At 44.4% G+C, this 18,209-nt stretch carries 20 protein-coding genes; 16 read left to right on the top strand and 4 right to left on the bottom strand.

Going from position 1 to position 18,209, the window contains the following annotated elements:
- Positions 1–62: 62 nt before the first annotated feature.
- The 3 genes from RBH91_RS04660 (at position 63) to RBH91_RS04670 (ending at position 2,423) form a co-directional block, all read left to right on the top strand.
- On the top strand, positions 63–248 hold the full coding sequence (locus RBH91_RS04660) for an SE1561 family protein (RefSeq protein WP_076762398.1): 186 nt from the start codon (positions 63–65) through the stop codon (positions 246–248).
- A 106-nt stretch (positions 249–354) separates the two neighbouring features.
- Positions 355–1,146 (top strand): delta-lactam-biosynthetic de-N-acetylase, encoded by a 792-nt coding sequence (pdaA, locus tag RBH91_RS04665; RefSeq protein WP_307893645.1) that lies wholly within the window; start codon positions 355–357, stop codon positions 1,144–1,146.
- Positions 1,147–1,319: 173 nt separating this feature from the next.
- Entirely contained in the window at positions 1,320–2,423 is a 1,104-nt protein-coding gene (locus tag RBH91_RS04670) for a glycerol dehydrogenase (protein WP_307893646.1), read from the top strand.
- A 537-nt stretch (positions 2,424–2,960) separates the two neighbouring features.
- On the opposite strand, the gene RBH91_RS04675 is transcribed toward RBH91_RS04670, so the two are convergent.
- Both RBH91_RS04675 and corA read right to left on the bottom strand, forming a co-directional pair.
- Positions 2,961–3,572, bottom strand: a complete 612-nt coding sequence (locus RBH91_RS04675) for a hypothetical protein (protein ID WP_307893647.1) — start codon at positions 3,570–3,572, stop codon at positions 2,961–2,963.
- Between the two features lie 57 nt (positions 3,573–3,629).
- The gene (corA, locus tag RBH91_RS04680) at positions 3,630–4,589 is read right to left on the bottom strand and encodes a magnesium/cobalt transporter CorA (protein ID WP_307893648.1); all 960 of its coding nucleotides are present in this window, start codon (positions 4,587–4,589) and stop codon (positions 3,630–3,632) included.
- A 135-nt stretch (positions 4,590–4,724) separates the two neighbouring features.
- Between corA and RBH91_RS04685 the strand changes: the two genes are divergently transcribed.
- The 7 genes from RBH91_RS04685 (at position 4,725) to RBH91_RS04715 (ending at position 10,575) form a co-directional block, all read left to right on the top strand.
- The gene (locus tag RBH91_RS04685) at positions 4,725–5,588 is read left to right on the top strand and encodes a DNA-3-methyladenine glycosylase family protein (protein ID WP_307893649.1); all 864 of its coding nucleotides are present in this window, start codon (positions 4,725–4,727) and stop codon (positions 5,586–5,588) included.
- Between the two features lie 17 nt (positions 5,589–5,605).
- On the top strand, positions 5,606–6,994 hold the full coding sequence (gene rlmD, locus RBH91_RS04690) for a 23S rRNA (uracil(1939)-C(5))-methyltransferase RlmD (protein WP_307893650.1): 1,389 nt from the start codon (positions 5,606–5,608) through the stop codon (positions 6,992–6,994).
- A 51-nt stretch (positions 6,995–7,045) separates the two neighbouring features.
- Positions 7,046–7,507, top strand: coding sequence for a DUF6884 domain-containing protein (locus RBH91_RS04695; RefSeq protein WP_307893651.1), 462 nt, complete (start codon positions 7,046–7,048; stop codon positions 7,505–7,507).
- A gap of 149 nt (positions 7,508–7,656) precedes the next feature.
- Positions 7,657–8,553, top strand: a complete 897-nt coding sequence (locus RBH91_RS04700; RefSeq protein WP_307893652.1) for an alpha/beta hydrolase — start codon at positions 7,657–7,659, stop codon at positions 8,551–8,553.
- Between the two features lie 246 nt (positions 8,554–8,799).
- Positions 8,800–9,294, top strand: coding sequence for an RNA polymerase sigma factor (locus RBH91_RS04705; RefSeq protein WP_307893653.1), 495 nt, complete (start codon positions 8,800–8,802; stop codon positions 9,292–9,294).
- Positions 9,284–9,847 (top strand): hypothetical protein, encoded by a 564-nt coding sequence (locus RBH91_RS04710; protein ID WP_307893654.1) that lies wholly within the window; start codon positions 9,284–9,286, stop codon positions 9,845–9,847. The genes RBH91_RS04705 and RBH91_RS04710 overlap by 11 nt, the downstream gene beginning before the upstream one ends.
- A gap of 5 nt (positions 9,848–9,852) precedes the next feature.
- Positions 9,853–10,575: a YfjL-like protein gene (locus RBH91_RS04715; protein WP_307893655.1), complete on the top strand. Its 723-nt coding sequence runs from the start codon at positions 9,853–9,855 to the stop codon at positions 10,573–10,575.
- Positions 10,576–10,635: 60 nt separating this feature from the next.
- On the opposite strand, the gene RBH91_RS04720 is transcribed toward RBH91_RS04715, so the two are convergent.
- Positions 10,636–11,211, bottom strand: a complete 576-nt coding sequence (locus RBH91_RS04720; RefSeq protein WP_307893656.1) for a TetR/AcrR family transcriptional regulator — start codon at positions 11,209–11,211, stop codon at positions 10,636–10,638.
- Positions 11,212–11,323: 112 nt separating this feature from the next.
- Between RBH91_RS04720 and RBH91_RS04725 the strand changes: the two genes are divergently transcribed.
- The 6 genes from RBH91_RS04725 (at position 11,324) to RBH91_RS04750 (ending at position 17,637) form a co-directional block, all read left to right on the top strand.
- Positions 11,324–12,520, top strand: a complete 1,197-nt coding sequence (locus RBH91_RS04725) for a macrolide family glycosyltransferase (RefSeq protein ID WP_307893657.1) — start codon at positions 11,324–11,326, stop codon at positions 12,518–12,520.
- Between the two features lie 103 nt (positions 12,521–12,623).
- Positions 12,624–12,947 carry a YckD family protein gene (locus RBH91_RS04730; RefSeq protein ID WP_307893658.1) on the top strand — a complete coding sequence of 108 codons (324 nt, stop codon included), beginning with the start codon at positions 12,624–12,626 and terminating at the stop codon, positions 12,945–12,947.
- A 111-nt stretch (positions 12,948–13,058) separates the two neighbouring features.
- A complete protein-coding gene (locus tag RBH91_RS04735) occupies positions 13,059–14,264 on the top strand; it encodes an MFS transporter (RefSeq protein WP_307893659.1) in 1,206 nt (401 codons plus the stop codon).
- A gap of 56 nt (positions 14,265–14,320) precedes the next feature.
- Positions 14,321–15,007: a YfjL-like protein gene (locus tag RBH91_RS04740; RefSeq protein ID WP_307893660.1), complete on the top strand. Its 687-nt coding sequence runs from the start codon at positions 14,321–14,323 to the stop codon at positions 15,005–15,007.
- 365 nt (positions 15,008–15,372) lie between these two features.
- Positions 15,373–16,752, top strand: a complete 1,380-nt coding sequence (locus RBH91_RS04745) for a sucrose-specific PTS transporter subunit IIBC (RefSeq protein WP_307893661.1) — start codon at positions 15,373–15,375, stop codon at positions 16,750–16,752.
- Positions 16,753–16,794: 42 nt separating this feature from the next.
- Positions 16,795–17,637 (top strand): PRD domain-containing protein, encoded by an 843-nt coding sequence (locus RBH91_RS04750; RefSeq protein WP_076762413.1) that lies wholly within the window; start codon positions 16,795–16,797, stop codon positions 17,635–17,637.
- A 68-nt stretch (positions 17,638–17,705) separates the two neighbouring features.
- Here RBH91_RS04750 and RBH91_RS04755 read toward each other — a convergent pair whose 3' ends face one another.
- The gene (locus tag RBH91_RS04755; protein ID WP_307893662.1) at positions 17,706–18,206 is read right to left on the bottom strand and encodes a carbonic anhydrase; all 501 of its coding nucleotides are present in this window, start codon (positions 18,204–18,206) and stop codon (positions 17,706–17,708) included.
- Between the last annotated feature and the right edge of the window lie 3 nt (positions 18,207–18,209).

Consider the following 18,209-nt stretch of genomic DNA (forward strand, 5'->3'; position numbering starts at 1 on the left):
GATGGATGATTGAAAAAAGCCGGTTTATAGGCTACCATATAAGGAACAAAAGGAGGAGAAGCATGGGTAACGCAGTAAATGACAAAGAACAGCAAGTCAATTATTTAAAAAACAGATTGGATATGTTTATGTCTGTCATCGATTCTCTAGACCCTGAATCAACGGACATTGAAGATATTGACAGGCTGATCAGTATGCTTGACGATCTTGAAGACAAATATGAACGCTTTAAAAAAGACTGGAAGTAAAACCGCTGCATTTTTCGCCGCGGTTTTTTGTTTTCCAAGTGTTGCTTGGTATGAAAGAGAGAACCGTTTAGCACAATAAGGAAAAATGAAACTGGGAGCGAAAATGATGAAACGAATCTGTGCCATATGCTGCGGATTTCTGCTGATGCTGACCTTTGCAGGAAATGCCGAAGCGATATCCAATAAGGCTGTTCATTGGGGCTTCTCCAAAAGCAAAAACCATGAGCCGGCTGATGCGGGAAAAGAGCTGAACAGCCTTTTAAAGCAGTATGACGCCTTCTATTTAGGCAACACAAAAGAAAAAACAATCTACTTAACCTTTGATAACGGCTATGAAAACGGCTATACGCCTCAGGTGCTCGATGTCTTGAAAAAGCAAAACGTGAAAGCGGCTTTTTTTGTGACGGGCCATTTTGTCAAAGACCAACCCGAACTTATTAAACGCATGGCCCAGGAAGGGCACATCATCGGCAATCACTCATTCCACCATCCTGATTTAACAACGAAAACAAGCCGCGTCATTAAAGAAGAACTGGAATCCGTCACAGAAGAAGTGCTGAAAATCACCGGCAAAAAGGACAATCTCTATTTGCGTCCGCCGCGCGGCGTATTCAGCGAGCGGGTGCTTGAAGAGACAAAACAACTCGGCTATCAAACCGTTTTTTGGTCAGTCGCGTTTGTCGACTGGAAAATCAACTCCCAAAAAGGCTGGAAATATGCTTACGACAATATGATGAAACAGGCTCATCCCGGCGCCATCTACCTGCTTCATACGGTATCAAGAGACAATGCCGAAGCGCTTGACCAAGCCATCACTGATTTAAAAAAAGAAGGGTATACATTTAAAAGCCTTGATGATTTGATGTTTGAAAAATATATGATGCTAAAGCCCCTTTAAACGAAAAAACTTCGGTCGTTTACCGAGGTTTTTTTCGTTTGTCCAAAAATTGAGGCTTCAGACTCTTTCATTTACTCCAGTCAATTCCATAGAATAAAAAACCAATTTATATACATATATTACTAGATTTAAAAAAGAAATAGGTATATCATTGAATAGAAGGGGGAATTACCATGACAAATTCAGTAAAATCAGTTACATCACCCAAAAAATTCATTACAGGAAAACGATTGCTTAAGAATTTGAATGACTACATTCAAGATTTTGGCGATAAGGCTTATATCATTTGCGACGAGTTTATATTAGACCAGGCGAAAAAAGAAGCCGGGGATTCAATTCAAACAGCCGGCAATCAAGCCGTTTTTGAAAAATTTAATTATGAATGCACACAAGAGGAAATCGAGCGAAACCGTGAGCTTGCACGCGAAGCCGGCGCGAACATCATCGTTGGAATCGGGGGCGGAAAAACGCTCGATACCGCAAAAGCAACGGCCTATTATGAAAAGCTGCCGGTTGTGATTTTCCCGACAATCGCATCAACAGACGCCCCATGTACGGCGCTTGCCGTTATTTATAAACAAAACGGAGCATTTGACCGTTATTTATTTTTGCCGACGAACCCTGATGTCGTGCTGGCAGATTCAGAGATATTATCAGGCGCACCTGCACGCTTTTTCGCCGCCGGAATCGGAGACGCTTTGGCTACATATTTTGAAGCGCGGGCATGCTACCGTTCAAACGGAGACAACCTCGTGTTGATGAAACCTTCAACAACAGGCTTGGGACTGGCCCGCCTCTGCTATGATACGCTGCTGGAAAACGGCGTAAAAGCGATGCAGGCCGTTCAGCACAAAGTATCAACAAGAGCTGTCGAAGACACCATCGAAGCCACGATCTATTTAAGCGGTGTCGGTGCGGAATCAGGCGGCCTCGCCGCGGCGCACGCCATCCACAACGGCATGACAGCCGTACCTGCTCTGCACAAAGCGCAGCACGGCGAAAAAGTAACATTCGGCCTCCTGGCGCAGCTTGTCCTTGAAAACGTACCGGAAGAAGAACTGGAAACGGTCATCAACTTTATTAAAGGTGTCGGTCTACCATTAACATTACAAGACTTGGGAGTCGACGAATTTGTAGAAGCAGAATGGCGCCAAGTCGCAGAAGCAGCTTGTGCGGAAGGCGACACAATGGGCAACATGCCATTCCCTGTCACACCAGACGACGTCTACAACGCGATCATCGCCGCCAATGCGATCGCCGAGTCTTATCACGATTAATCAAGAAAAAGCCGTTTCCGTGATGGAGCGGCTTTTTTCTTGATTGGCATGTGAGGCAGAGGCAAAATAAGCAGGTGCGGGCCTGCTTTCTTTTCTATTGAATCATTTTAGTTATGAAAAGATATGCTGCCTCTTTTAAAGAATATTAGTCTGAGTGAATAAGCAGTAAAATGAAAGTTTTCTTTTTAAGTATAAAAAAAAGACCTGTACAGAAAAAAACGCTGAACCAACCAATTGTGATTTTGGGAAAATGCCTTTAGGTGTAAATTCGTTCATGTTATATTCCTGCTTTCGGTTACTTTTAGCCGGGAAAATATATGGATATCCTTTTTTGATCCTTTCAATCGGAGTTCTGCTCTTCTTTAAGTTCTTTCAAAAGGTCGCAGCTCTTGAGGTTGTTTTCTCAATCTTCTGCAGATGGTTATATAAAAACAAAACGATGTGATCGATTAACTAGACATTGATTATCCAAATTTGCCTGATTAAGGGCATCATTCTTTTACTAAGCCTTTGCAGCAGTACACCTGCAAAGTCCAACTATTGAACAACTTCAATCTCAAACTCCGGTTCCTCCAAGAAACCTGTCATTGAAACACTCTCGTTTCCCGGTGCCGTGAACGTGATCTCATATGTTCTTTGTGAATGAGGAGGCGCTGTTAACGTCTCCGCCTTAAATTCAAACTCATGGATCATTTCAGGCGATAGAGAGACGAGCTGGGCGTTTTTTCCGTTATTGTTCACCTTAACCGTGCAGTCCATCCGTCCTTCTTCTTGGTCGTCCGAATAGCTGCATGAACTTTCTCTTGTGATATATTCCACGGCATCCGCACCGCGCGCGTTCCATTTCAGAAAGAACATCAATTGCTCTGTGACAAGCGGATAGAGCGCTGTAAACCCCATAATAAACAGCAAGAGCTTTAAGCGAATCCATGCCACCTTCCTGTAATAGAGCGAGGCAAGCACAAATCCGGTGATCATGAGAACGAGCCCCATCACAGAAATATAATGAAGCCCGGCAGAGCTCCGGACAGGTCCGCCTAAAAAACAAAAAATCGCTTCGCCAGCCGACACTTGCTGATGAGTATTGGCGCCAAGCAATAAGCCGAAAACAATCAGGCTGATTCCAGCCGATCCTTTGTGCAGCTCCATGTTTTTCCCTCCTTAACTATAGAAATAGGCGGAGGGGGCCCTAAAAGGTTTCCTTATTTACTTAAAAATGTCAAACCATCCTTTATGGCGGAACCAGAAGATCATCCCGGCAACCACGGCAGCCATCATTCCAAGGACGAAAAAATATCCGTAACGCCAATGCAGTTCAGGCATGTTGTCAAAATTCATGCCATAGACCCCGACGATAAAAGTCAGCGGAATGAAAATCGTTGACACGATTGTCAGCGTCATTATGATGGCGTTCATCCGATTGGAGTTCAGCGTCTGGTAGCTGTCTCTTAAATCAGCGGTCATGTCGCGGTTGTTTTCAACAATTTCGGTCAGTTTCAGCAGATGGTCATAAATATCGCTGTAATAGGCTTTTCTTTCGCGGTTCTCTTTTAGATTTTCAATATTTAAGATTCTGTAGAGCAAATCCCGCATCGGGATGATCGTTCTTCTGAGCTTGAGAAGATCACCGCGGATGTCAAACACTTCGTTCATCAGTGTTCCGAACGTTTTTCGGCTGTCGCTTTCAGCGATTTCATTGAGCCTGTCTTCAATTTGATAAAGGATTGGAAAGTATTCGTCAACAAGCTGATCCATGACCATATAGGCGATATGGTTCGGTCCTTTTTTCCACAAGTCCCTGTTATTTAAAAAGTGTTTTTTCACTTTTTCAATGCCGGCCGAACGATGAAGGTGAAATGTAACGATAAAATCCTTTCCGACGAATAAGTCCACTTCTTCAGAAGCCAAAGTCTTTTGATTTAAAGCATGTATCACGTAAAAAAGGTATTGTTCATATTGATCAAGCTTAGGACGCTGCAAATGATGGAAGCAGTCCTCAATCGACAAAGGGTGAAAGTGAAAATGGCTTTTTAGCAAAGAAGCTTCTTCATCTGAAGGCTGATCAAAATCGGTCCAATACCATTCAATATCATGATCTGCCAGTCTTTCTGCAGAGATGTCGGATAAAAGCTGTCCGTCTTTTGTAATCGCAATATGTTTGAACATTGGCAACCCTCCACCTTCATCATAGCATGCTGCCGAACGCCGGGAATCATTCGGTTTGAAAATAAAATTCTCTCTTTTTTAAGTGAAAAGCAAACATGGTATACTGTGGACAAAGAAGAAAAGGGATGGGAAGCCATGTGGAAGGAAACCGTAAGCGTATCACCGCCTTATCATTTTGACCGTGTCCTGGAGAGGCTTTCTCTCGATCCGCTCAATGCAGTCAGCCTCGAAAAACGGGAAGTCAGGCTGCCGCTTCGCAACAAAGAGAAAAAACCTTGTATTGTCACGGTGCAGGCAGCAGGCACGGCGGATGCACCGGAATTTATCGTCAGCGGAACAGAAGATCGAGATGGTCTGATGGAAGAAGTAAAACGGATTTTCAGGTGGAAAGAAAACCTGCAGCCTGTTTTGGATCATTTTTCAGCAACGAGCCTGTCAAAGCTGTTTGAAGAGCACGCGGGGACACCTTTAGTGCTTGATTTTCATTTGTACCATTGCATGATGAAATGCATCATCCACCAGCAGCTGAACCTGTCGTTCGCATATACGCTGACCGAACGGTTTGTTCACACATTCGGCGAACAAAAAGACGGCGTCTGGTTTTATCCGCTTCCCGAAACGATCGCGAAGCTGGACTACGGCGATCTGCGCGAGCTTCAGTTCAGCATGCGCAAGTCCGAATATGTCATCGATACGTCAAGAATGATCACAGGCGGAAGCTTAAACCTTAATGAGCTTGATTTATTATCGGATGAAGACATCATGGACAAACTGGTGAAAATCAGAGGCATCGGCCCGTGGACGGTGCAAAATGTCCTGCTCTTTGGGCTCGGCCGCCCAAACCTTTTTCCGATGGCCGATATCGGCATCCAAAATGCGATTAAACACCATTTTGGCTTAAAAGATAAACCGACTAAAGAAGAAATGCTTGAAATGAGCAAGGAATGGCACCCTTATTTAAGCTATGCTTCCTTGTATTTGTGGAGGAGCATTGAGTAGAAATGGAGAGAACATGAGTGAAACGTGAAAGAACAGGATCATCAGCAGAATTAAAAGTCGGACAGCAATTTCCGCTGACGATCAAACGCCTTGGCATCAACGGCGAAGGCGTCGGCTATTTTAAGAAAAAAGTCGTTTTCGTCCCCGGTGCTCTGCCAGGTGAAGAGGTCGTCGTCGAAGCGACAAAGGTTCACCCGAAATTTTCTGAAGGGCGGGTCAAGAAGGTCCGCAAACGTTCAGAGCACCGCGTAAAACCGCCCTGCATCATCTATGAACAGTGCGGAGGCTGCCAGCTTCAGCACCTGGCGTATGACCAGCAGCTGAAAGAAAAGCGGGACATCGTCATTCAATCGCTTGAACGCCATACGCGCTTCGACATCGGCAAGATGGAGATCAGACCGACGATCGGAATGGAAAATCCGTGGCACTACCGGAATAAAAGCCAATTCCAGCTCGGTACGAAAAACGGGAAAATGGTTGCCGGCTTGTATGGGCTTGATTCGCACAGCCTCGTCCCGATTACGGAATGCATCGTCCAGCATTCGGCAACCAACAAAACCACGCAGACTGTCAAGCAGATTCTCGAAGACTTCGGCATTTCGGTTTATAACGAACGGAAAAGGACCGGTGATGTCCGTACGATCGTGACAAGAGTCGGCTTTGAAACGGGAGAAGTGCAGGTCGTCCTTGTTACTGCTAAAGAAGATCTGCCCCGCAAGAAGCTGATCATAGAAGAAATCAAAAAACGCCTCCCTGAAGTGACATCGGTTATCCAAAACGTCAATAAAGCCAAAACATCGGTTATTTTCGGCGAGGATACAAGGCTGTTAGCCGGCAACATGGTCATACAGGAATTTCTCGGTGATGTCTCTTTTGAGCTGAGCGCCCGCGCCTTTTTCCAGCTCAATCCGATTCAAACCGTCAAACTCTATGACGAAGTCAAAAAAGCCGCCAAGCTTACCGGGCGCGAAAAAGTCGTCGACGCCTATTGCGGCGTCGGTACGATCGGGATGTGGATCGCCGACGGGGCAGGAGAAATTCGCGGCATGGACGTCATTAAAGAATCGATCGATGACGCCAACAAAAACGCGAAAAAGCACGGACTCGAAAACGCCCAATATGTCACAGGAACTGCCGAGCATTGGCTGCCGAAATGGACGAAAGAAGGCTTCCGTCCTGACGTCGTCATCGTCGACCCGCCGAGAACCGGCTGTGACCGCACCTTCTTGGATACGATTAAAAAAGTCAAACCGAAGCGGTTCGTGTACGTCTCATGCAACCCGTCAACACTTGCGAAGGATTTGCAGTACTTGGCGAAAGATTATCATGTCGAATACATTCAGCCTGTCGATATGTTTCCGCAGACGGCGCATGTGGAATCGGTCGTATCGCTGAAGTTGAAATAAAACGCCTTTTTTGAAGGCGTTTTTTAGTGGAACGGGAAGGAGGAACATACGATGAAAAGACTTTGCATCATCCCCTGCGGCGCGAAGAAAATCTGGGATGTCGATCCGGACATCGGCCCGTCCGCCGCAAAGGATGTCTATCTGAGCCCGTTTCACCGGGCGTGTCGCGCATATGCGCAAACATTTTTTGCGGACTGGGTGATTCTCTCCGCCAAACACGGTTTTTTGCGGCCTGAAGATATCGTTCCGGAAAACTATGATGTAACATTTGGGATGCGCCACTCGGAGATCATGCCGAATGACGAGCTGAAAGCGCAGGCTGAACAGAAAAAACTGCTGGCATATGACGAAATTGTCATGCTCGGCGGAAAAAAATACCGGCCTGTCCTGAAAAGCGTGTTTGGCGATAGCCGGCAGATCACCTATCCACTGGTCGGATACCGGGGAATCGGATACATGCTTCAGGCGCTGAAAAAGGCTGTCGATGACGGCCGGGAGATTAAGGCAAAATGAAACGCCTGTTTTGGTTTGCGAGCCATAGAGCGGCAGCGGAGTATTTTTATGGATTATACCGAATGATATAACATAGATTTTATGGATTTCACCATGCACATGGAAAACGTCGATTAGACGATTAAAGCGGAGACGGAGGAGATGCACTGATGAGAAGTGTGCCAAAGGAGAAGGTTTATTCGAGAAAACAGCTGCAAAAGAAAGTGAAGCTTTTTAAATGGCTGGCCGCCCGTTCAACCAGAGCAGGGCGTCATCGGAACGACAGGGCCGGCAAGGAGCTTTTTCTGGAAACGGCGGAAGGAAAAATCCGTGTGCTTTCTTACAATCTGGAAAAACTCGAAAAGCTTCCGCTGTTTATGAATATTCACGGCGGCGGTTTCATTCTCGGAAGTGCGGACATGGATGATCCGTATATGATGAATGTGGCCGATAACGCCAATGTGAAGATCTTGAGCATTGACTACAGCCTTTCTCCTGAAGAAGTATTTCCAAAAGCCTTGAACGAATGCTATGCCGTTGTAAAGTATGCGAAAGAACATGCAGAGGAGCTTGGTATAGATTCTGAGAATATCGCTGTCGGCGGCCATAGTGCGGGAGGAAATTTGAGCGCTGCGATTTGCTTGAGGGATGCCGAAGCGAAAGAGCTGGGAATCAAATGCCTCATCCTCGATTATCCGCCCCTTGATCTGTATACTGACGCATATCTGAAGCCGCGGCCGAAGGGTTCCTTGAATCCGAAGATGTGCAGAATATTTGACGCATGTTATTGCAACAACAAAGAGGAACGGAAAAATCCATTCATCTCTCCTGTTTATGCTTCAACCGATCAGGTGAAAGCATTTCCTCCCACGCTCATTTTAACAGCAGGTCAGGATTCCCTCTGTAAAGAAGCGGAGGATTTCAAGGATCAATTGATTGATGCAGGTGTTGATGTCACCTATAAATGCTTCAAGGGCTCACGCCACGGTTTCACCTTGAGCGACAAGGCGGATGCCGTAGAAGGATGGCAGATGATGATCGACCATCTGAACCGATATCTTAGATAATGACGTCTTTTTGCCTGCTTTGCAGAAGGATTTGCGCTCCCTGATGAGCAATCGTCAGCATAGAGAACCCGCTTCAATGGGTGTTGGGCAGCGCCGGACAAACGATGTAGATCGCCTGGAAACTGGGAGACAGCATGAATTTTTCATGTTGTCTCTTTTTTGTATACATTTGTGTAACAAAAAAATGATCGGCGGCACTAATAAATGATGGAAAAAATATCAGTATGCCCATCCGGGAGGGGCTCTATGAAACTTGAGGAAGTCTACAAGGACATTCAGCCTGCCGTTTATGCCTTTTTTTACGTGAAAACATTTCATAAAGAAACGGCAGAGGACTTAACACAGGAAGTATTTTATCAGGCTGTGAAAAGCTTCAATACATTTTCGGGAAAATCGACGATCAAAACATGGGTATTTTCGATTGCTAAAAACGTGCTGAAAAAGCACTTTCGTTCAGGGGCGTACAGATCGGGGTTAAACACGTTCATTCAGCATCAGGGAACGGCAGGTTTATCCCCGGAGGAACACCTGCTAAAATCCGAGAAAGAGCAGCAGCTTCTCGCCGAAATCAATCGGCTTGATGAAACCTCAAAGGAGATCGTCACCCTCCGCATCTACGGAGAACTGTCATTTAAAGAAATCGGCATGCTCACAGGCAAAACCGAAAACTATGCCAGAGTTGCATTTCACAGGGCGAAGCTCAAGCTTCAGCAAGAAATGGAGGGGTATGATGAAGGATAAGGCGCGCAGTATATTCGAAGATTTGCTTCCTTTATATCACGAGGGGCTGTTAAGCAAAGAGACGGCTGAATGGATCGAGGAACAGGCCGAAAACGATGAGGAGCTTCAAAAGCTTTTGAAAATGTCAGGTGCCGCGCTCCCAACAGAAGACATTGAATCGTCTGTTCATGAGGGGCAAATGTTTAAACGAATCAATCGAAAGCTTTCCCTTTATCAAATCATTTTTACAGTCGTATCGTTTTTTCTTGCGATGAAAACGTCGCTTTTAAATGAAAGCTTCGGCTTTATTTTATGGTATGCCGTGCTCGGCTTTGTGACGTATCTGTTCTATCGCGATATGAAAATCGTTCTGCTTCTCTCCTTTGTTCCGATATTTGTTTGGGGAATAAGCGATATTCTGGGCGGCTGGGATGCCGCAGACGGAACCGGATTTGCAGAACAGCTGCTGAATTCCGTTTTAGGAGCATTCATGCTCGCTCTGGTTCACTGTTTATTCGCCATTGCCGGAAGCTTGATCGGCTGGCTGTGCGTAAAGCTGAAAGAAGGAAGTTGATCATAATGAAAAAGAAACTTTTATACAGTGTGCTGATTCTGTTGCTCGTTTCATTCGTGCTTGCAGCATACAACGCTTTTAACGGAAATCCAGTAAGCAAGCAGCTTTCAAAAAAAACGCTTGAGCATTATTTGACCGACCGCTATCCTGAAAAAAACTTGAGGATCGATGAGGGCAGCTACAATTTTAAGTTTGCCGAATATACATTTGAAGTCACAGACATCAGTGATCAAAAGCGATCTAAGCCGTATGTATTTTCTTTAAGAGGATTTATCAAACCTGAAGTATACGCTGACGGGATTTATGATGAGAATCTCAATGAACCGCTGATGGAGCGGTTGGGAAGTGAAGCATCAAAAGAAATCAAAACCCTTATATCAAAAAGCATAAACAATGTGGAAGATGTCGATGTTTATTTGGAAGTGCTAAAAGAAAAGGTCAAAGATGATGCGGAATGGGAGAAAAGCATCCATCTGGACGGGCCGATGCAGATTCATATTTTACTTGATGCCGCAAATGCCGACCGGGAATCCGTATACAATATGTCAAAAAAAATTCAGCGTCTGTTGAACAAAGAAGGATATGACTATGAATATGTCAGTATCAATGCCAATATGTTTGATGGAGAAGACGTTAAAGACGAGGACATCGGCTATGTAAAATATAGTACATCCTTTGAAAAAAACACGGATATCAAGCTGAGAGATGTTGAAGAAGAAAATCAATGATTGATGTCAAACAGAACATGTCCCTATTTCCGACGCCCGGAGATAGGGATTTTCCGTTATTCATTTTTTTAAGCCATTGCAAAAACCCGCGATCATCTGTTTGATAAAAGCATCTTTTGCGACTTTTTGAAACCGGCCTCCAGCAAGCGCCGATGAAGAGAAAAATCCGTATAAAGCCGTCAAGAAAACGTAAGCTTGTGAATCAGCGTCTCCTTTCGCCATCAAGTTTTTATGCTGCATCGTTTGGAAATAATCTGTTAAATAACGAAGGAGTTCTTCCATGTGTTTCAAAATGGAGCCGAAAAGTTCAGTCACTCTCCCGCCGTCTTGGACGGCAATGAGATATAGCGGCTTGTTTTTTTCCATGTTGAGCAAATATGATTCGGCAATCAGTGTTAAGTCTTTTTCCAGGTTCCATGTGATTTCCTTTTCAAATACGTGTTGAAAGGCGGGAATATAAGAAAATTTTTGAACGGCGGCTTCCAAAAGTCCCAGCTTTGTTTTGAAGTGCCGGTAGACAGTCATTTCGCTGACGCCCGCGGCAAGCGCGATGTCTTTGATTGTAACGGATTTGAATCCATATTGCTGCATTAAGTCTAAAGCAGCGGTAATGACTCGGTCGTTAGTCTCTTGCAAAGGTGTCCCCTCCACTTTTATGATGATGATAGTTAGTGGTAACTAACATCAGTGTAATGAGGCGCTGTTTGGATGTCAACCCGTCTTAAAAAGGATAAAGGGAGTTTTGTTCATGACAAATATTTTAATCGTCAATTTTCCGGCGGAAGGCCATGTCAATCCTACATTAGGGATTACAAAAGCCTTTGCTGACAGAGGAGACAATGTTCACTATATTTCAACGGAAAAATATAAAGACAGATTGGAAGGTGTCGGGGCGACAGTCCACTTGTGTGAGGATCTGGTGAGGAACGCGCATATTGACCCAAATTCTCCGTCCGGCATTCTTGAGTTTTTGAAGATACATCTTAAAACCTCGCTGTACATTCTTGAAGTCGTAAAGGAATTATCAACACATATTCAGTTTGATGCCGTTTATTATGATACATTTGGTGCGGGTGAATTGGTCAGAGACTATTTGAACATCCCGGGGATCGCTTCATCGGCTTCTTTTCTCTTCGGGGAAGAGCATCTGAAGATCCTGCCTTTGCATCCGGATTCAGGCGTGCAGCTGGAATTGGACAAAGAATGTGAAGACTTGTTACAAGAGCTGAAATTAAAGTATGGCGTCTCACCTCGGCATACGGGGCAATTTATGAGCAATCAAGCGGAACTGACCGTTGTATATACAAGCCGGTATTTTCAGCCTGACAGCGACCGGTTTGGCGAAGAATGTTTGTTTATCGGTCCGCGTTTTCCAAAACGGTTGGGGAAAACCGATTTTCCGCTGGAAACATTAAAAGGGCAAAAAGTCATCTATATTTCAATGGGAACGGTGCTTGATAAAAAAGCGGACTTTTTCAACATGTGCATCGACGCTTTTTCAGATTTCGAAGGAAAGGTCGTCATCGCTGCGGGAGAAAGATCTGATTATACAGATATGAAGGAAGCTCCCGGGCACTTTATCATTGCGCCGTATGTTCCACAATTGGACGTTTTGCAGGAAGCGGATGTATTCATCACACACGGTGGTATGAACAGTGTAAATGAAGGCATTCATTATCAAGTTCCAATGGTCGTGCTTCCTCACGATAAGGATCAGCCGATGGTGGCCCAAAGACTTGCCGAATTGAATGCGGGCTACCCGATTGCAACAGACGAAGTGAACGAGCAGATTTTAAGACATGCTGTCGACCAAGTACTGAATGACAGGACATATCGAGAAGGCATTCAAAAAATTGCTGAAAGCTTCAGAAACAGCATGGACATGAAAGAAGCACTGGACCTGATTGATCAATATATCGTCCGAAGCAAATCACTGCAATCATAAAAGGAAGCCGCTATGTAAATAGCGGCTTCTTTATTTTTATGCATAAATGATACAAAAAAGAGAAAAGTAGGAATGAACATATGAAAAGAAAGGATGTTGTTTGATGCGAAAATTATGGATTTGTCTGCTCCTCGTCATCCCGCTGTCTTTCACAGCCGGAATGTCTGCTGCTAATGGAGAAGAAACACATGTGTATCAAGATCTTTCAGAGAAACAAAAGAATGAGCTGGCATCGATGCAAAAAGACATTATGGAAAAGAAAAAACAGCTGATCAATAAATATGTGGAGTACGGAATTATAGAGCGAAAAAAAGGGAACGAAATCAAATCACATATTGAACAACGGTATGAAAAAGAGAAAAAGAACGGGTTTATGCCAAGATGGGGGCATCAAGAGAGGATTTATAGACATCGTATTCATTATTAAAACCAGGCCTTTTTATACTGAAGCCTCATTTTCTTCGTGACAAAAGTGTAAAGACAGGTGTAAACTAATACTCATGTAAATCAGCTATATGAGCAAAGAGGTGTTGTGAGTATGAAGAAAAAACGTCCTGTTTCAGAACGGAAGCTGCTTGGCATTGCCGGTCTGGGATGGTTATTTGATGCAATGGACGTTGGAATATTATCGTTTATTATCGCCGCTTTACACGCGGAATGGAATTTGACGCCAGAGCAAATGAGCTGGATTGGCAGTGTCAATTCAATCGGCATGGCTGTCGGGGCTTTTGTATTTGGCCTTTTGGCTGATCGCGTCGGAAGAAAATATGTGTTTATGATAACCCTTCTATTTTTCTCGGTCGGCAGCGGATTGTCCGCTATGACAACGACATTAACCGCATTTTTGATTTTGCGCTTTTTTGTCGGAATGGGATTGGGAGGAGAGCTTCCCGTCGCTTCCACGCTTGTTTCTGAAACCGTAGCGCCGGAGCGTCGGGGGAGAATCGTCGTATTGCTTGAAAGCTTTTGGGCATTCGGCTGGCTGGCCGCAGCACTTATTTCATATTTTATTATTCCAACCTACGGCTGGCAGATTGCTTTGCTGACTACCGCGCTTCCGGCTTTTTACGCGCTGTATTTACGCATTGCGCTGCCGGATTCGCCAAAATACGAAAAGCTTGATCAACATAGAAAGCCGACGGTTCTGGAAAATGTGAAAAGCGTCTGGTCCCGCCGCTATGTCCGTTCCACAGTCATGCTGTGGGTCGTCTGGTTTTGCGTGGTCTTTTCTTACTACGGCATGTTTCTTTGGCTCCCAAGTGTAATGGTTATGAAAGGATTCAGCATGATTAAAAGCTTTGAATATGTATTGGTCATGACATTGGCTCAGCTGCCAGGCTATTTCTCAGCCGCTTGGCTGATTGAGAAAGCCGGACGGAAAATGGTGCTGATTCTCTACTTATTAGGCACCGCTGCCAGCGCCTACTTTTTCGGAACGGCTGAGTCGCTGGCGCTTCTGCTGACGGCAGGCATGTTTTTATCGTTTTTCAATCTCGGAGCCTGGGGAGCGCTTTACGCCTATACGCCGGAACAGTACCCGACGGCGATCAGGGGAACAGGTTCAGGAATGGCAGCGGCATTTGGCAGAATCGGCGGTATTTTAGGCCCGCTTCTTGTCGGCTATCTCGTCGGCCAGGGCACAGCGCTTTCAATGATTTTCCTCATCTTCTGCATTGCGGTTTTAGTAGCAGTTGCCGCTATTTTCTTTTTGGGGGCGGAAACGAAGCAAAAAGAGCTTGCTTAACGGTTGGAAACTGCGCCATAATATAAAGACGCAGAATCTGGAAAGAGCTGATTGAAGTGAAAAAGAAAGCAATATATGCAAGTCTTTTGTTTTTGATTCTCGTGATAGGCTTTTACATTTATAACGCCTTCAACGGGAATCCGATCAGCCGCTCGCTGGCCGAAAAAAAACTGGCGGCGTATTTGCAGGAAACACACCATGGTGAAAACTTGAACATTAAAGAAAGCTTCTATAATTTCAAATACGCTGAATACGTTATCCATGTTACCGATCAGAGGGAAGATGAGTACATATTCAGTGTGAAAGGAGGCTTCCGCCCGGCTGTCACAAATGACGGCTTCAATGAAGCCAGGGAGGAAAAAACGAGAGCGAGAATAAGCAAAGAAGCTTCGGAAGAGATGAAGTCCCAACTTGAAAAATCGCTGAAAAACGTGATGGATGTTGAAGTGTCGCTTTCAGGAAGCCGCTCTTTTAAAGAAAGCGCAGAATGGAAAAAGCTGAAACAAACAGAAATGATCGATGTCACTGTCACTTTAAATACCGGCCGCGATAGTCAGAAGCAGGTCTATAAGCAGGCAAAAGCGGTCAAAAAAGCATTAAAAGACTATCATTATGAAAACATCGAGATTAACGGCATGGGCTTGGACGGGGAAGACCGGCCCGGCTATGTGAAGTACAGTGTGCGTATTGAAAAGGGCAGCGAGATTGCGCTTGAAGATGTACAGCTATTGGCCAAATCATGATCTGGAGAAGGTGTGAAACGCCTTCTCTTTTTGATGCAAAAATTGTTTGTGGATATATAGGTTCATTGCACTATTGATGTCAATGGCTGAACAGACTAGAATCATAATAAGAACAAATATTGCCGGGATTGTTACTGGTTATGCAGGCAAGACCTAAAATGTGCTAAAGGAACGTATGCCCTTAGTGTGCTTTTTTGTGCCTATCGGCTGATTTCTTTAGTGTGTTTTAGGTCTTTTTTCTTTTCAGGTGAAAAGAAGAATGGGACGCTTTGTCCTTGAGCTTCTCACGCTTTGACACTTTTTTCATTTTGATCGTCCTCTGCTGATTTGATAGGATAGAAAAATTGGAGGAGGTATATACCGCAGTGCAGCATAAAGAGATTGCAAGAGAACTGCTGCCTCTCATTGGAGGCGCCGAAAATGTCATCAGCATCAGCCATTGTACGACAAGGCTGCGATTCAATGTCAGGGATGAAACAAAAATAGATATAGCTGCTGTCGAAAAGATGGAGTCTGTACAGGGGACTTTTTTTAGATATGGTTTATTCCAAATTATTTTTGGTGCAGGTGTCGTGAATAAAATTTATAAAGAAATGGCCCACTATAGTGTTCCGGGTCATATAGGCCAAGAGATTCAGCCGGAATCCCAATCTAACATAAATCTATTGACGAAATTTGCAAAAACATTGTCTGATATTTTTGTCCCTATCATTCCGGTAATTGTTGCAAGCGGATTGCTCATGGGCCTTATCGGGGTGCTGAAGGAATTCAGCTTAGGCGCCTATGACGGCCCGGTCATGAAATTGCTCGATATTTTTTCAAGTGCCGCGTTTATCATTTTGCCTGTGCTGCTTGGGTTCAGCGCGGCCAAACAGTTTGGAGCCAATCCATTTTTAGGGGCCGTCATCGGCGGAATCTTGACTCACCCGGATTTGCTAGATCCTTCAATGCTTGGCAGCCAAAAGCCTTCATCAGTAGACATCTTAGGGTTTCAAGTGCCTTTAATCGGATATCAGGGGACAGTCATCCCGATTCTTTTGTCTGTCTATATCATGAGTAAACTTGAGAGGATATTGAAAAGAATAGTCCCCCGCTCTTTAGATTTGCTCGTCATTCCCTTTATAACTGTGATGACAGCCGGATTTGCCGCACTGTTTATCATGGGGCCGCTCTCCCTCCTCATCGGCCATTTGGTGAGCGGCTGCCTGGGATTTGTTTATCAATATGCGGGGCCGGCAGCCGGATTTTTATTCGGAGGGCTTTATTCATTGCTCGTTTTCAGCGGTCTGCATCACAGCTTTTACGTTATTGAAGCATCACTGCTCGCAGATCCTCAATACGGCGTCAACTTTTTGCTCCCGATTTGGTCAATGGCCAATGTCGCCCAAGGGGGAGCAGGCCTGGCTGTATGTTTAAAAACAAAAAATGCAAATCTAAAAAAGATTTCCATTCCTGCTTCATTTACCGCTTTTTTAGGAATTGTCGAACCCATCATGTTCGGCGTCAACCTGAAACTGCTCAGGCCGTTTATCGGCGCATCGATCGGCGGCGCACTCGGCGGCGCATATGTTGTCTTTATGCATGTGGCAGCAAATTCATACGGACTATCCGGCATACCGATGATTTCAATTATTCTCCCGCTTGGGACCGCCAATCTCATTCATTATCTGATCGGTTTTGCGATTGCGGCGATTTCTGCTTTCATTGCGACTTTGTGTCTTGGGTTTAAAGATGAAAAAGAATAATTCCGTTTTCATTCATCAAAACAGGATGAAAGGAAGGAAGCTATGAAAATAAAGAAAATCTTAAATAATAATGCACTAGTGGTAAAAGATCATGACGAAGAAAAAATTGTTTTAGGGTCCGGAATCGCATTTCAGAAAAAGAAGAATGATATTGTTGACAGATCTAAAATTGAGAAAATATTTGTCATGAAAGACTCATCAGAGTATCGCCAATTTGAAGAAATCTTAAAAACACTGCCGGAAGACCATATTCAGGTTGCAGAAGAGATTATTTCTCATGCGGAACATGAGCTGGGGATTAAAATCAATGAACGGATTCATGTCGCCTTTTCAGATCACTTGTCCTTTGCGATTGAACGGTTAAGCAAAGGGATGGTGATTAAAAATCCATTGCTAGATGAAGTCAAAGTCCTTTATACGAAAGAATTCCAAATCGGCCGCTGGGCAAAAGCGCTTATCAAAGAGAAGCTTAAGATCGAAATTCCCGAAGATGAAGTCGCAAATATCGCGCTGCATATTCACACAGCCAAAACAAACGCCGGGGATATGACAAAAACGCTTGATCTGACAACGATGATCCGGGATATTATCGGGGTCATCGAAAACAAATTGGACATAACCATTAAAGATGAAACCATTTCATATGAGCGGCTCGTCACCCATCTTCGCTTTGCGATACAGCATATAGAGGCGGGAGAGACGTTTTATGAACTCGATTCTGACATGATCAACCTTATTAAAAAGAAGTTTAGACAAGCTTTTTTGTGTGCGCGGGAGATCGGGGAATTCGTCAAGAATGAGTACGGTTTTGCATTTCCGGAAAAAGAGCTATGCTATATTACTATGCATATTCAGAGATTTTATCAGCGGTCTGCGCTTGTGTAGCAAGGAGCGGAATTGCTCTTACAGCCATTAATGAAAAATGGAGCCGAAGATGACTCGGCTCCATTTTTCTATTCAGCTTTAATTTCTGTTAATACTTCATGTTCCGTATCTATTAAAAAGCCACGGACTTTGACATGCGAGGGGATGAACAGGTGCCGCCGAATCAAGTCGACGCTTTGTTTGATCCCTACAGCAACGGGTTTTCCCCCATTCAGCCATTCATTCAGATTGCTGAATGGAAACTCCGGATTGCCATTCTGAAAAAGGTAATCGATGGTCTGTAATCTATCGTTTACATGCGGGTTTCTCAACATGAAATTGTCAAGATCGATATCAGCCGGCTCTTCATTTTTGGAGCGGACAATAAATATTTCCTCGATTTTCTTCTGGAAGACAAGCGTGATGATGTCCCTCATTAAATCGCTGTAGGGCTGTGAAATGTGAGGGAATACGCTTTTTAAAATGACCGTGTTTTCCGGCCGAATAGATGCCGCATGGCAGATTGATTGTTCAAGCTTATCCTCCATCCCGGTAATCAACAACACATTTTTATTTTCAGTTACGTCCATAAC

Source organism: Bacillus swezeyi (assembly GCF_030908325.1).
Lineage (GTDB): Bacteria > Bacillota > Bacilli > Bacillales > Bacillaceae > Bacillus > Bacillus swezeyi.

Excerpts from the sequence above, each read along its gene's own strand:
- RBH91_RS04660 (WP_076762398.1), top strand. The coding sequence starts at position 63 with ATGGGTAACGCAGTAAATGACAAAGAACAGCAAGTCAATTATTTAAAA.
- pdaA (WP_307893645.1), top strand. The coding sequence starts at position 355 with ATGAAACGAATCTGTGCCATATGCTGCGGATTTCTGCTGATGCTGACC.
- RBH91_RS04670 (WP_307893646.1), top strand. The coding sequence starts at position 1,320 with ATGACAAATTCAGTAAAATCAGTTACATCACCCAAAAAATTCATTACA.
- RBH91_RS04675 (WP_307893647.1), bottom strand. The coding sequence starts at position 3,572 with ATGGAGCTGCACAAAGGATCGGCTGGAATCAGCCTGATTGTTTTCGGC.
- corA (WP_307893648.1), bottom strand. The coding sequence starts at position 4,589 with ATGTTCAAACATATTGCGATTACAAAAGACGGACAGCTTTTATCCGAC.
- RBH91_RS04685 (WP_307893649.1), top strand. The coding sequence starts at position 4,725 with ATGTGGAAGGAAACCGTAAGCGTATCACCGCCTTATCATTTTGACCGT.
- RBH91_RS04695 (WP_307893651.1), top strand. The coding sequence starts at position 7,046 with ATGAAAAGACTTTGCATCATCCCCTGCGGCGCGAAGAAAATCTGGGAT.
- RBH91_RS04700 (WP_307893652.1), top strand. The coding sequence starts at position 7,657 with ATGAGAAGTGTGCCAAAGGAGAAGGTTTATTCGAGAAAACAGCTGCAA.
- RBH91_RS04705 (WP_307893653.1), top strand. The coding sequence starts at position 8,800 with ATGAAACTTGAGGAAGTCTACAAGGACATTCAGCCTGCCGTTTATGCC.
- RBH91_RS04710 (WP_307893654.1), top strand. The coding sequence starts at position 9,284 with ATGAAGGATAAGGCGCGCAGTATATTCGAAGATTTGCTTCCTTTATAT.
- RBH91_RS04715 (WP_307893655.1), top strand. The coding sequence starts at position 9,853 with ATGAAAAAGAAACTTTTATACAGTGTGCTGATTCTGTTGCTCGTTTCA.
- RBH91_RS04725 (WP_307893657.1), top strand. The coding sequence starts at position 11,324 with ATGACAAATATTTTAATCGTCAATTTTCCGGCGGAAGGCCATGTCAAT.
- RBH91_RS04730 (WP_307893658.1), top strand. The coding sequence starts at position 12,624 with ATGCGAAAATTATGGATTTGTCTGCTCCTCGTCATCCCGCTGTCTTTC.
- RBH91_RS04735 (WP_307893659.1), top strand. The coding sequence starts at position 13,059 with ATGAAGAAAAAACGTCCTGTTTCAGAACGGAAGCTGCTTGGCATTGCC.
- RBH91_RS04750 (WP_076762413.1), top strand. The coding sequence starts at position 16,795 with ATGAAAATAAAGAAAATCTTAAATAATAATGCACTAGTGGTAAAAGAT.
- RBH91_RS04755 (WP_307893662.1), bottom strand. The coding sequence starts at position 18,206 with ATGGACGTAACTGAAAATAAAAATGTGTTGTTGATTACCGGGATGGAG.